Source organism: Priestia sp. FSL H7-0729 (assembly GCF_038005685.1).
Classification (GTDB): domain Bacteria; phylum Bacillota; class Bacilli; order Paenibacillales; family Paenibacillaceae; genus Paenibacillus.
Window position 1 is genome coordinate 33,089 of sequence record NZ_JBBOTQ010000004.1, and the last position, 12,484, is coordinate 45,572.

Sequence of the window (12,484 nt, forward strand, 5' to 3'; positions counted from 1 at the left end):
ATGGTAGAAACGGAAAGCATGATTAAGGGATACCGCTCGTCATCTTTTTATGGTAGGATTATAGCTGAGAATTGAAAGGTCAGGGGAAAACCACCGTTGGCCGACCTATATGTAAGGACTTATTTAAGGGGGAGCTACCTTTATGTCAGCAGCCAATGTACAGAAAACATGTGAGTCAACTAGGGAAAAGTTAAAACCGGCTATCGATCGGATTGAAAAATTTTTGAATGAAAATGCTTTGCCTGAACTGGATCAGAATCAGACGGAAGAATCAACAGTCTTCTACAAAGGATTTCTTTCAGATCTCCGTCATTTACTCGTTTTTTCTGAAGTTTCTTACGAAAAACTTGGCGTTGTGCTGCGTCGTGCCAACTTTGATGTCGATTTTGCCGAAAAGGCTCTTTATAATACGTATCACCAATGCGTAAACAGCTTTTTCTATCCCAAAAATGAATGTTATTCCGAAGACGGAAGATATGCTTACACAGGACAAGACGCCATTCGTTTTCGTGACAAGCCAATTCGTGCAGTGCGGGATGTCATTCTTGAGGTTTCCAAAACGTACGAAGAATTGCGCGATGATCTGGCATATTATGAAAGTGACTACCTGACTCAGCGCCGTATGCAAAATCAACGTAATCACGCTTAATTTATGTTTAAACCTGAATATGAAAATGGAACGAAACCGCCCTTGTGGCGGTTTTTTTGTGTTTTTGGCGAGAAACAGATGTGGTGAGATCATGTCATCATCTGGCATTTTAGCGGAGAATATCGGGTTTGTGGCGGGGAGAGAATAGTAATCGAGGTGATAAAAAATGAGCCAAGACAAACCAATTGTCAAATGCAGCGTCTCCAACTGCAACTTTTGGGGAGAAAACAACTTCTGCCACGCTGAAGCCATCATGATTGACATTGACCAACATGCCACCCGTCGTCTGCATGAGGAATTTGCCGGTGAGACATTTGACTCGGACCACCATGATCATGCACGTACATCCTCTGCAACATGCTGTCACACGTTCAAACCCAAGTGAGCAGTCATCCCTATTCATAATGGAGGTGCTTCCAAATGAAAAATGACGATAATAATATTCGTTTTAAGGATCGCCCTGAAACCAAGGGGGAAGTTGAAAAACAGCGTATGCGTGTCGATTATCCAAGAAAAGTACATCGGGAAGAGTACGGGGCAGAGGTCGCTCCTCCGACTGTTGTAAGAACTGGAGGGACCGAACGTTCAGAACCAGTAGTTGAGAAGCATGAGGCAGACCGTGTCATGGAGTCAACAGGCAAGGTCGCAGGTTATATAGGTCTGGCCTTCGGTATTGCGTCCTTGTTTATGTGGTCCATTGTACTTGGACCGGCGGCAGCTGTTCTGGGTTACTATGCTTATGTAAATGGTCGGAAAACAGCGGGAGCTTGGTCCATTGGACTGGGGATTGTAGCCACGCTGAGTTATTTCTTCATGATTCCATTTGCACGTTAAGTGTGAAATATCATATTCAACCAAGCCTTCTGTTTTCACCCATGTGTGGTGACTTACAGGAGGTTTTTTTTTCGTATATGCGCAGGTTGGACCGTGGGATTCAACTATTTTTTTGAAAACAATGGAACCTTGCTGTAAAACGATGTAGAATAAGGTCATAATACGCTTAAATATACGGGAGTGGGTATAACTCATGCAGATTGATCCAAGCGGATCGCGGCAATTGTTGGAACTACAATTGTCCAATGTGAATAACCAAATCAGTGGATCACAACCAGATGCTGGTTCAACAGTGGATTTCGCTAATGTGATGGACGGGCTGTTAGGTACGGGTGCCAATTCGACGAGCAATACGGATTCCACCGCTACGGTCTCCAAAAGATCCAGTGATGGTTTGTTGTGGTTACAACTTGGAAGCACGTACAATCCGGATATCAATACGGCAGGATCGTCCTCTGTCTCCAATAACATTGTGGAGTCTTTATCTTCTGTATCCAATACAGGAATTGTGGATTCCGGGGCTTCTGTACCTACCAATTATGAATCTTTGATTGCGGAGGCAAGTGCCAAATACGGTGTTCCTGAATCATTGATCAAGGCCGTCATTGACACAGAGTCCAATTTTAATCCAAATGTCGTGTCGTCCGCCGGTGCCAAGGGACTCATGCAATTAATGGATGGGACAGCTGCAGGGCTGGGTGTGAGTAATTCATTTGATCCTGCCCAGAACATTGATGCGGGTACTAAATATCTTTCTCTTCAGCTCCAGCGTTTCAATGGAGAAGTGAACATGGCGCTTGCTGCATATAATGCAGGACCGGGTCGTGTTTCACGTCTGGGCGTGTCGAGTGATAGTGAACTGATGAGTGTACTTAACCGTCTGCCATCAGAAACACAAAATTATATCTCCAAAGTGGAGAAGGCAAGGGCGAAATATGTGATCTAAACGCACAGAAAACCTTTGCGATAACACATGATAGGCAGGATCAGATCCAATGTGGGAGCAGCAGCGCTTGAAACGCCTGTTCCCGGTTGGTCTTTTTGTGTTGTATGGGTATCATGTTACAATGCTCACAGTAGGTTCATGAACGAAGAGATAAGGGAGGTCTGACCTCATTTGAAATATTTTGATTATGCTGCAACCACGCCTCCCCATCCGGATGTAGTTCGTACGATGGCCGAAATTATGGAGACACAATTCGGTAATCCCTCCTCTATACATGGGTATGGAGAGCGTGCTCATCAATTGCTGCGTCGTGCACGCTCCGGCTGTGCTGCGGTGATAGGCGTTAAGCCTGAGGAGATTGTATTTACTTCTGGAGCGACTGAGAGCAATAATCTGGCGATAAAAGGCGCTGCATTACGTTATCAGTCACGAGGCAAACACATCGTCACAACGGCTACCGAGCATGCTTCGGTGTATGAAAGTGTTATGCAATTGCAACAGTGGGGATGGGATGTGACGCTAATTCCTGTCAATTCCGCTGGTGTGGTGAATGCTCAGCAGGTTATAGAAGCGATTAGACCGGATACGGTCTTAGTAACTCTGATGCATGTAAACAATGAAACAGGAGCCATCCATCCGATTGCTGAGATTGGTAGGCAGCTCAAAAAGAAAGCACCACGAGTGCTCTTCCATGTGGATGGTGTTCAGGGGTTTGGAAAAATGGAGGCTACACCTGCCGCTTGGGGCGCAGATCTGTACAGTTTATCTGCCCACAAGATCCGTGGACCGAAGGGAGCAGGTCTCTTGTACGTGAGAAGTGGAGTGGAACTTACGCCATTAATGTCAGGCGGATCACAGGAGCATGGCCTAAGAGCAGGCACGGAGAACGTGGCCTTGCTGGTAGGCATGGCAAAGGCCATGCGGATGGCAGCAGAAGGCCAGATTGATTTTGCCCGACGTACCAGGGTACTCCGTGATCAATTGATGGAAACGATACGTGAAATTCCTGAATTTGAATTGAACAGTCGCACCGAGGGTGCACCTCATATTGTACACTTCTCCTATCCCGGGATGAAGGCAGAAGTGGCGCTGCATACCTTGGAGCAACATGGCGTAACCATATCCACCCAATCGGCCTGTTCTTCGCGTTCGGCAGAACCGAGTCGGGCTCTACTTGCGATGGGAAGAGATGCAGCTTGTGCTGCTGGCGGATTGCGTATTAGTCTTGGAGATGAACATACAGAAGAAGATGTAGCCTTGCTTGAACAGGCTTTACATCAGATGGTGGCGCAGTTGCGACCCCTCGAAAGGCGGATGTGAATGGATATGAAATATGATATGCTGCTTCTCCGTTTCGGAGAATTTATGTTAAAAGGGAAAAATCGTGCCCGATTCGAAAAAACGATCATTACACAGGTGAAAGCTTTGCTTAAACCTTATCCAGGAGCGAGCCTTCGCAAAGAATATGGCCGTGTCTATGTGGATCTTGGCGGTGAATCACATACTGAACTGATTAAGGTGCTAAAGCGGGTATTCGGCGTGATGTCGATTAGTCCGGTTAAAGTTACTCCATCCGAGCTTGATGAGATTGTGAAAACGGCAGTTGCTTTTATGGACGAACGGGAAGATGAATTCAAGGAAGGCACCACATTCAAGGTAAATGTAAGGCGGGTATGGAAGGAGTTCCCGAACTCTTCACATGAAATGAATCATCTGGTTGGCTCCCCGATCCTTCGGAAGTTCCAGCAATTGAGTGTTGATGTTCGTCAGCCTGATATTGAGCTGCGGGTGGAAATTCGGGATCAGGGCACTTATATTTTCAATGAAACCATTCCGGCAGTAGGTGGCTTCCCACTGGGCACGAATGGAAAAGCAATGGTACTGTTATCAGGTGGAATAGATAGCCCGGTTGCAGCCTGGTCTTCCATGCGACGTGGACTGGAAGTGGAATGTGTACATTTTTACAGTTACCCGTTCACAAGCCAGCGAGCCAAAGAGAAAGTCATTGATTTGGCGCGTGCCCTTGCTGATCATGCAGGAACAATTAAGCTTCATCTGGTTCCATTTACGGAGATCCAAACGGCATTTACCCAACTGGGTCAGGACAATCTGATTATTACCCTAATGAGACGTTCAATGCTGCGAATTGCATCCAAACTTGCCGAGCGGGAGCGCGCACTAGCACTGATTACTGGAGATAGCCTGGGGCAAGTAGCGAGCCAAACGCTTCCAAGTATGAATGTGATTGGTCGTGCGACAGATCTTCCGTTGCTGCGACCATTGGTTATGATGGATAAACAGGAAATCATTACTCTGTCCAAACAGATCGGAACGTATGATATCTCCATTTTGCCATATGAGGATTGCTGTACTCTCTTTGTACCCAAGTCGCCTTCCACCAATCCCAATCTTCGAATTGTGGATAAAATTGAATCAACAATGAGCCATCTGCCAGAATGGGTCGACCAAGCTGTGGAATTAACAGAAACCATCACGCTGCACGCCGGTGAAACTTCTGTGGTAACGAATCAGACAGGCGATCATGGCATGAAGGATGACTGGTTCTAAACTCAATAATAATTAGCATGGCTGACATAACAAGGGCTATGTTAACTGCAAAAAAGGACTGTACGATGAATATCGTTCAGTCCTTTGCTGTATTCATAAAAATGTGTGGATGAATTTAGCCTAAGAATAGGAGCGTTGCTGTTCCCCGCCAGATCCTTTGTGGCTGGAACTGCTGGAGCGTTTGCGATAACCTGCAAAGACTACGCCTCCGATAACCACAACGATGAAGAGAATGCGCAATGCCGGATGTTCGGTAAAGTAAGGCAAGAGTCGCTGCTCCTCCGTAATCATATTGGAAGCCGTGTATCCCAGAACGATGGCTCCAACATAGATGATCCAGGGAAAGTGATTAATTAGCTTGATAAACAGGGTGCTGCCCCAGACGATAATAGGTACACTGATCAGTAGTCCGAGGATAACAAGCACGAGATGCTGCTGCGCAGCTCCGGCAACTGCAATCACGTTATCGAGTCCCATGGCTGCATCCGCGATCACGATTGTACGAACAGCGGTCCATAAGGAAGTCCCCGCCTGAACTTCATTGTGTTCGTCTCCCTGATCCGCCAATAATTTATAGGCAATCCAGATCAGCAGTAGGCCTCCCACAAGTAAGAGCCAAGGCACTTTAAGCAACCATAAAACAACAACTGTTGCCAAAATTCGAATCAGAAGCGCGCCGCCCGTTCCATATAGAATCGCCTTTTTCTGCACGGAAGGGTGCAAATTTCGAGCTGCGAGACCAATGACGATGGCATTATCTCCAGCCAGAATGAGATCAATAAAGACAACGTTCAGCAAAGCCAGCCAGAATGCGGGGCTAAATAGCTCCATGCAATATGTCACTCCTTATATACGGTTCAATCATTAAGAATAGCATGGACAACTCTGACATACAAGTTAATGTGGGGGGATGAGGACATGGATACACTCTGGCTGTTGACTGAGATTTTAATGATCAATCTGGTATTGAGTGGAGATAATGCGGTTGTTATTGCGCTTGCGAGCAAAGATCTGCCACCACTACAACGCAAAAAAGCGGTATGGTGGGGAGCTTTTGGTGCAGTGCTACTGCGCTGTGTATTAACCTTCGTAGCGGTATTATTGCTCGGGGTTCCCTTTATCCAAGCGGCAGGTGGGCTGCTGTTACTCTGGATTGCCGTGAAGTTGCTGCTACAAAATGATGATGAAGTACATATTCGAGAAGCTTCTACGACCTGGAAAGCCATTCAAACGATTCTAATTGCCGATTTTGTAATGAGCCTGGATAATGTTTTGGCCATAGCGGCTTTGGCAGATGGAGATTTAGCTTTGATCGTCATCGGAATTGCAATTAGTATCCCCATTGTTGTATGGGGGAGCGGGTTAATTGTTGGTTTGCTTAAGCGATTCCCGATTCTGGTATTCGCCGGATCAGGCATTCTGGCTTTCACAGCCGGTGAGATGGTGATGAAAGACCCTAAGCTGGGAGAATGGCTGGGAGGTATGGCATCAGAGGTGCATACACTGCTACCCGTAGCGATGGCTTGTCTTGTGGTTGCAGTTGGAGGAGCACACAAATTTGTGCGGAAGAACGCATAGTTTAACTATGGATAAAAGCTTGATATATGACCGTCTTAACCATCCGGTTTAGGCGGTTTTATGTTGAAAGAGTACTCAAGTTGTGACAACTCCCATTGGACTAGTCATAAGTTGCACATTTTAGGGTAATACAGGTAAAGAGCACATGCAAAGTGCGACATAAAGTATAGTTTTTTGCCGAAACTTCGGATACACTAGAAGCAGGATTACAGGTATTAAAATCAACAGTCGAACTGGAATGCGTATCGTTTATTAAGGAAAAAATTACATAGCCATGGTATAAGAGGTGATTGCAGATGAGGATGAGAAATGAAAAAGCGATAGGACTATTTATTGTAGCTGCGGGAATTATCATTCTGCTTGGCAAGTTTGGTGTGTTTGGCTTCATTGGTCGTAATTTCTGGCCTTTGCTGATCCTGTTACCAGGTATCGCCCTCCACGCGTTATATTATGCGCGTATTTCACCATCGTGGTCACTTGTTCCTGCCGGGATACTAACGGTGTATGGTGTTTTATTCAGTATAACGAATACATGGGGCGCTGGACTGATGAGCAGGCTGTGGCCAGCATTCTTGCTTGGGATTGCTATAGGGTTACTCGAATATGGAATGGCTGAACGGCGAAGACCGGAATATGTGTTACCTGTAGCATTGATCCTGGGTGCGGTATCTATCATATTATTCGGATTTACCTTGCTGCAAACGGGAATAATCTATGTACTTGCTGTCCTTTTGATCCTGGGCGGAGTCTGGTTATTGCTGGGACGAGGACGTCAAGGGAGAGGCTGGTAACATTCCCAGTGGTCTTTTCGTTCGAAATATCTTGATTTTTACCTATAATAAACTATAATATAAGGGATATAGACATGCGTCGGGATATCACCGACGCTTATTTTGTGAGTAACCTGCGAAATTGCGGGAAGTTTAGTAGATAAGAATTGAAATTGGAAAGGATATGGATACAAACCATGCATTCAAGAGAACACATTCGCAATATTGCGATTATTGCCCACGTCGACCACGGGAAAACTACGCTCGTCGACAAGTTGCTCCAGCAATCCGGTACTTTCCGTGATCACGAAACGGTACAGGAGCGCGCAATGGACTCCAACGATTTGGAGCGTGAACGCGGTATTACGATTTTGGCCAAAAACACGGCTATAACTTATAAAGATTACCTGATCAACATTGTGGATACACCAGGACACGCCGATTTTGGTGGAGAAGTGGAACGTATCATGAAAATGGTTGACGGCGTATTGCTCGTTGTTGATGCTTATGAGGGCTGTATGCCACAAACGAAGTTTGTACTTCGTAAAGCACTGGAGCACAACCTGACACCTATCGTTGTTGTAAACAAAATTGACCGTCCAGCGGCTCGTCCGGCTGAGGTAATTGATGAAGTATTGGACCTGTTCATTGAACTGGGTGCCAACGATCAACAACTTGAATTCCCTGTTGTATATGCTTCCGCATTGAACGGAACATCCAGCATGGAAAGTGATCCTGCTAAACAGGATGACAACATGATGGCGATCTACAATACGATCGTTAGTCATATCCCACACCCTACCGAAAATGTTGAAGAACCACTTCAATTCCTCGTTACTTTGATGGACTACAATGAATACCTTGGCCGTATTGCCATTGGTCGTGTTAACCGCGGTGTGATCCGTCAAGGACAATCGGTAACGGTTATTATGCGTGATGGTAAGAGCAAAACTGCACGTATCGAGAAACTGTTCGGTTTCCAAGGTCTCAAACGTATTGAGACGGAAGAAGCAGGAGCAGGTGACATCGTTGCGATTGCAGGGATCAAGGACATCAATATTGGTGAAACCATTGCCGACCCTAACAATCCAGAAGCACTTCCAGTTTTGAAAATCGATGAGCCTACACTGCAAATGACGTTCCTCGTGAACAACAGTCCATTCGCAGGTCGTGAAGGTAAATGGGTAACTTCCCGTAAACTTCGTGAGCGTTTGTTAAAAGAATTGGAAACAGACGTATCCCTTCGTGTTGACGAAACGGAAAGCCCGGATGCATTTGTCGTTTCCGGACGTGGTGAGCTTCACTTGGGTATCCTGATTGAGAATATGCGTCGTGAAGGATATGAGCTTCAAGTATCCAAACCAGAAGTTATCATCAAAGAAGTTGACGGTAAGAAAATGGAACCGGTTGAGCGCTTGTTGATTGATATCCCTGAAGAAAGCATGGGTTCCGTAATGGAGAGCCTGGGCGCACGTAAAGCAGAGATGGTTAACATGGTTAACACAGGTAGTGGTCAAGTTCGTCTGGAGTTCCTGATTCCGGCACGTGGTTTGATCGGATATAGCACAAACTTCCTGACATTGACTCGTGGTTACGGTGTAATGAACCATGCATTTGACAGCTACGCTCCAGTAGTATCCGGTCAAGTGGGTGGACGTCACCAAGGTGTACTGATCTCAACTGAAACGGGTACATCTACGTTCTACGGAATGATGGGTGTTGAGGATCGCGGTACGCTCTTCTTGGAGCCGGGAACTGAAATCTACGAAGGTATGATCGTTGGTGAGCATACACGTGATAATGATATCGTTGTTAACATCTGCAAAGAAAAACAACTGACTAACGTTCGTTCTTCTGGTAAAGATGATACGGTTAAAATTAAAACGCCAATTATCTTCTCATTGGAACAGGCGCTTGAGTACCTGAATGAAGATGAATATTGTGAGATTACTCCTAAATCCATTCGTCTTCGTAAGAAGATCCTGAATAAATCCGAGCGTGAGCGTGCAGAAAAACAACGCAAAATGGCTTCTAAAGCTTAATAACAACAAAATAAAAATTATAAGTTAACGTTTGATGGAACATATATGCACCATCGGCGTTGATTACAACCCACTAAAGTAGTGGAGGATACGGAATCGATTCTGTAGGAGCGAAGCGTTCGCCTTTATCCCCGGATTTTACCATTGAGTAAATGGATCAAAAAAATCTGGGGATAACAGCGACCAAAAGAACGATCCGAATCCGAAACGGTCTCACATGCAGAGCTTTGTAATTAATGTTGTTGGTGTGCTCCATCAACCAGTTAACTTATATCCTAGCATGAACACGAAAGGAGCTGGCTGTGCATGCAAGCATGGTTCGCGTCAAACCCGATCGTAGCCTACATCGTCATCTTTGTATTGATTACTTACGTATATAACAAGGTGTTTCGGGTACGTCAGAAATTGCCACTTGGTAAGGAAATCGTTCTCTATATTTTGATGGCGATGGGCACATTCATGCTTCTTATTTTTCAGATCGACAAGCTTCCCATCATTCAATGTTTGTTGGTGGCGGTTGGTTTGATGTTGTTAGTGAGAGTGCGTTATTTCATTGAAGGTCGTCAAAAGAAAAAAGCGGAAGCTGCCGCTCGAAATTCATAAATCCTGTCTTGTACAGACCATCCGTTTTCCTTAGGGAAAGCGGTTGTCTTTTATTTAGACAAAAACAGATGTGATAAAGGTGTTGAAGATATGAACTCAAATTCGAACGGACTGCCTCCACGGAGACAGGCACCAACGCAATCTGGTGCTTCTGGATCGAAGAATGGCAAGGGCAAGCAGCCTAAGAAGAAAAAGAGAATGAATGCTTTTGGCACAATCCTTTTAAGTCTATTGGTTATTGCCATTCTGGTAGGCGGTGGATATGCGTACTGGGTATACAATCAAGTCGTGGATACAGGCATCGATAAACCGGTACCTCCCGGGATGTCAGCCACAACCAAACCGATCACGATGCTATTATTAGGCACAGATAACCGTCCTGAAACGGGCACACATCTCTCGGATGTGGTTATGGTGGCTTCGTTGAATCCGGAGACCAAGACAGCAACCATTGTATCTTTGCCTCGAGACACGCGTATTCAATTGGATGGGTATAAATCCAACAAGCTGAATTCTTATTATCCAAGATTCAAAGCACAGGAAAAAACCACTGGCAAAAATGCAGAGGATCAGATGAAAGAAATGATGAGCAAATATTTGGATGTAGATATTAATTATACAACCGTACTGAACTTTCAGGCTTTCCGTGATGCTGTCAATGCCGTGGGTGGCGTGGATGTGACTGTGGATAAAAATATGTGTTATAGAGATACAGCCGATGGGACAGATATTAATCTGGTCGCAGGTGCACAACATCTTGATGGTAAAGCGGCACTGGATTTTGTTCGTTACCGAAAATCCAATTGTAATCCAAAGACTGCTGAGTCCAATGACTTTGATCGTAACAAACGTCAAAACCAAGTGCTGAACTCCATGCTGGATCAGATGAAATCTCTTGGAGGCATTACGAAGATCAGCAAAGTGATTGGTGCAGTTGACAAGAACATGACGACAGATGTGGAATCGGAACAAATGAAAAACTTTATCTCGACATATTGGAACATTTCCACCTCGGATGTGCATTATACTCCGGTTACCGGAGAGTGGAGAAGTCCTTATGTGTATATTAATGAGACGGAACTCGCCAATGCGAAACAGGCCTTGCAAGATACACTTTCAGGTAAAGTAACCCCTTCATCTTCAGGTGAATAACCTTCATTCTTTTGGGATTGGAAGCACGTTAATCGGTATGCTATAATAACATAAACCAAGTATAAGAATTGCATAAAGAAGGTTAGGGGGCTGGTTGAATGTCCGAAGCCGTCACACAATTAACTGAATCTCTTTTACAGCAATTCAAGAATGAGACCTTTGTGCTTTTGAGCACAGTGGATGTAGAATCCGGAGGTCCGACTTCAACAGCCATCTCCTGGATTTATGCGGAGAATGCTTCTACTTTTCGTGTAGCGATCGATCATCGTTCACGTTTAGTGAATAACATGATAACTAATCCGCTCATTACGGTTACTGTCTTTGGAGAAGAGACGGTATACGCAGTGAACGGACGTGCTACGGTACGACAAGATCCGTTGCAGGATGTTCCATTTAATATGTGCTGTTTCGACATTACAATTGAAGCGGTGAGGAATGCTCTGTTTTACGGTGCTCAACTGTCCTCTGTGCCTCAATATGTCAAAATATATGATCAGCGTGCTGCTGAGAAATTAGATGAGCAGGTTTTTGCTGCCATGAAAAAAGCCTAGTGAGAGATCACTGGGCTTTTTGTTGTCTTTTGTCAGATGAATGCAGCTGCTGCATTTGTTGTTTTTGATTCACGGGTTCATCCGGATTTTGACGGACATTAACGTCTTTCGGAAGTTGGGGGATAATTCGTCCGACCATGTCAGCAAGTTCTGAAGCAAAACCGGATATGGGATGCCCTTGACGAATATGTTCACCAATCTCTTTAATTCGTTCAGTGACATCGGCATCCGCAGTAACAATGGAATCCACACCTTCGGGGTCTTTACGAAGCGCTTCGGCAACCGAGTACTTAATGGTACCTACCCGAGCGCGTTCCAGTTCACCATCAACATCAATACCAACGACGGCTGTATTACCGAGAATAACGCAGTTCGCATCTTTAACACCCTCGACTTGCTTGGCAAGAGCTTTAAGGTGATTGATTCGTTTTTCATTTGGCATCCGGCCACTCTTTGCATCATCCGCAATGTTGGTATCATGGACTTCACCTGTATTTTCATTGAGACGGTCCAGACGTGAAGGATTCATCCGATCTTCCTGTGCATTGAGCATGTGAGATCCTTTCCTTTGATCTTGCTGAGTTGTTACATTTCCTCCGTAGCTTCTTGGATGCGACGTATGCGGTTCCTGAGAAGCGTTACGTGTGGTACTGTTGCAACCTGTAAGTATAAAGATCAGAAGCAGCGTGCAAACCCATATTTTCATAAATGTTCATCCTTTCTTGGAGTTTTTCAGAATGGTTGACAATTATTTTGCCCTAGTCGAATACATTTATGTATGGGATCATGAT

The 12,484-nt window shown here is 45.1% G+C and carries 14 protein-coding genes; 12 read left to right on the forward strand and 2 right to left on the reverse strand.

The features are described 5' to 3' along the window. The first annotated feature begins 142 nt into the window (after positions 1 to 142). The 6 genes from MHH93_RS11255 (at position 143) to thiI (ending at position 4,997) form a co-directional block, all read left to right on the forward strand. Positions 143 to 649, forward strand: coding sequence for a YpuI family protein (locus tag MHH93_RS11255; protein WP_091014020.1), 507 nt, complete (start codon positions 143 to 145; stop codon positions 647 to 649). Between the two features lie 166 nt (positions 650 to 815). Further along, complete coding sequence (locus MHH93_RS11260) at positions 816 to 1,034, forward strand: DUF1540 domain-containing protein (RefSeq protein WP_500054130.1); 219 nt, start codon at positions 816 to 818, stop codon at positions 1,032 to 1,034. Between the two features lie 35 nt (positions 1,035 to 1,069). Then, on the forward strand, positions 1,070 to 1,483 hold the full coding sequence (locus MHH93_RS11265; RefSeq protein WP_500054131.1) for a hypothetical protein: 414 nt from the start codon (positions 1,070 to 1,072) through the stop codon (positions 1,481 to 1,483). Between the two features lie 193 nt (positions 1,484 to 1,676). Next, entirely contained in the window at positions 1,677 to 2,429 is a 753-nt protein-coding gene (locus MHH93_RS11270; RefSeq protein ID WP_500054132.1) for a lytic transglycosylase domain-containing protein, read from the forward strand. Between the two features lie 171 nt (positions 2,430 to 2,600). Continuing rightward, on the forward strand, positions 2,601 to 3,749 hold the full coding sequence (locus MHH93_RS11275; RefSeq protein ID WP_500054133.1) for a cysteine desulfurase family protein: 1,149 nt from the start codon (positions 2,601 to 2,603) through the stop codon (positions 3,747 to 3,749). Between the two features lie 6 nt (positions 3,750 to 3,755). Further along, positions 3,756 to 4,997 carry a tRNA uracil 4-sulfurtransferase ThiI gene (gene thiI, locus MHH93_RS11280; RefSeq protein WP_500054383.1) on the forward strand — a complete coding sequence of 414 codons (1,242 nt, stop codon included), beginning with the start codon at positions 3,756 to 3,758 and terminating at the stop codon, positions 4,995 to 4,997. 120 nt (positions 4,998 to 5,117) lie between these two features. Here the strand turns inward: thiI and MHH93_RS11285 are convergent, their stop codons facing one another. Next, positions 5,118 to 5,828, reverse strand: coding sequence for a TerC family protein (locus MHH93_RS11285; protein WP_500054134.1), 711 nt, complete (start codon positions 5,826 to 5,828; stop codon positions 5,118 to 5,120). An 87-nt stretch (positions 5,829 to 5,915) separates the two neighbouring features. Here MHH93_RS11285 and MHH93_RS11290 point away from each other — a divergent pair, with 87 nt between their 5' ends. From MHH93_RS11290 to MHH93_RS11315, 6 genes are all read left to right on the forward strand, one after another. After that, a complete protein-coding gene (locus MHH93_RS11290; RefSeq protein ID WP_500054135.1) occupies positions 5,916 to 6,575 on the forward strand; it encodes a TerC family protein in 660 nt (219 codons plus the stop codon). Between the two features lie 296 nt (positions 6,576 to 6,871). Further along, positions 6,872 to 7,366: a hypothetical protein gene (locus MHH93_RS11295; RefSeq protein ID WP_100527044.1), complete on the forward strand. Its 495-nt coding sequence runs from the start codon at positions 6,872 to 6,874 to the stop codon at positions 7,364 to 7,366. A 176-nt stretch (positions 7,367 to 7,542) separates the two neighbouring features. Next, positions 7,543 to 9,387 carry a translational GTPase TypA gene (gene typA, locus MHH93_RS11300; protein WP_253439360.1) on the forward strand — a complete coding sequence of 615 codons (1,845 nt, stop codon included), beginning with the start codon at positions 7,543 to 7,545 and terminating at the stop codon, positions 9,385 to 9,387. Between the two features lie 306 nt (positions 9,388 to 9,693). Beyond that, the gene (locus MHH93_RS11305; RefSeq protein ID WP_047843765.1) at positions 9,694 to 9,990 is read left to right on the forward strand and encodes a YlaH-like family protein; all 297 of its coding nucleotides are present in this window, start codon (positions 9,694 to 9,696) and stop codon (positions 9,988 to 9,990) included. Positions 9,991 to 10,080: 90 nt separating this feature from the next. Then, positions 10,081 to 11,142 (forward strand): LCP family protein, encoded by a 1,062-nt coding sequence (locus MHH93_RS11310; RefSeq protein ID WP_500054136.1) that lies wholly within the window; start codon positions 10,081 to 10,083, stop codon positions 11,140 to 11,142. A gap of 98 nt (positions 11,143 to 11,240) precedes the next feature. After that, positions 11,241 to 11,693 (forward strand): pyridoxamine 5'-phosphate oxidase family protein, encoded by a 453-nt coding sequence (locus tag MHH93_RS11315; protein WP_500054137.1) that lies wholly within the window; start codon positions 11,241 to 11,243, stop codon positions 11,691 to 11,693. A gap of 7 nt (positions 11,694 to 11,700) precedes the next feature. On the opposite strand, the gene MHH93_RS11320 is transcribed toward MHH93_RS11315, so the two are convergent. Then, positions 11,701 to 12,399 carry a YhcN/YlaJ family sporulation lipoprotein gene (locus MHH93_RS11320; RefSeq protein WP_500054138.1) on the reverse strand — a complete coding sequence of 233 codons (699 nt, stop codon included), beginning with the start codon at positions 12,397 to 12,399 and terminating at the stop codon, positions 11,701 to 11,703. Positions 12,400 to 12,484 lie beyond the last annotated feature (85 nt).

Excerpts from the sequence above, each read along its gene's own strand:
- MHH93_RS11255 (WP_091014020.1), top strand. The coding sequence starts at position 143 with ATGTCAGCAGCCAATGTACAGAAAACATGTGAGTCAACTAGGGAAAAG.
- MHH93_RS11260 (WP_500054130.1), top strand. The coding sequence starts at position 816 with ATGAGCCAAGACAAACCAATTGTCAAATGCAGCGTCTCCAACTGCAAC.
- MHH93_RS11265 (WP_500054131.1), top strand. The coding sequence starts at position 1,070 with ATGAAAAATGACGATAATAATATTCGTTTTAAGGATCGCCCTGAAACC.
- MHH93_RS11270 (WP_500054132.1), top strand. The coding sequence starts at position 1,677 with ATGCAGATTGATCCAAGCGGATCGCGGCAATTGTTGGAACTACAATTG.
- thiI (WP_500054383.1), top strand. The coding sequence starts at position 3,756 with ATGAAATATGATATGCTGCTTCTCCGTTTCGGAGAATTTATGTTAAAA.
- MHH93_RS11285 (WP_500054134.1), bottom strand. The coding sequence starts at position 5,828 with ATGGAGCTATTTAGCCCCGCATTCTGGCTGGCTTTGCTGAACGTTGTC.
- MHH93_RS11290 (WP_500054135.1), top strand. The coding sequence starts at position 5,916 with ATGGATACACTCTGGCTGTTGACTGAGATTTTAATGATCAATCTGGTA.
- MHH93_RS11295 (WP_100527044.1), top strand. The coding sequence starts at position 6,872 with ATGAGGATGAGAAATGAAAAAGCGATAGGACTATTTATTGTAGCTGCG.
- typA (WP_253439360.1), top strand. The coding sequence starts at position 7,543 with ATGCATTCAAGAGAACACATTCGCAATATTGCGATTATTGCCCACGTC.
- MHH93_RS11305 (WP_047843765.1), top strand. The coding sequence starts at position 9,694 with ATGCAAGCATGGTTCGCGTCAAACCCGATCGTAGCCTACATCGTCATC.
- MHH93_RS11310 (WP_500054136.1), top strand. The coding sequence starts at position 10,081 with ATGAACTCAAATTCGAACGGACTGCCTCCACGGAGACAGGCACCAACG.
- MHH93_RS11315 (WP_500054137.1), top strand. The coding sequence starts at position 11,241 with ATGTCCGAAGCCGTCACACAATTAACTGAATCTCTTTTACAGCAATTC.
- MHH93_RS11320 (WP_500054138.1), bottom strand. The coding sequence starts at position 12,399 with ATGAAAATATGGGTTTGCACGCTGCTTCTGATCTTTATACTTACAGGT.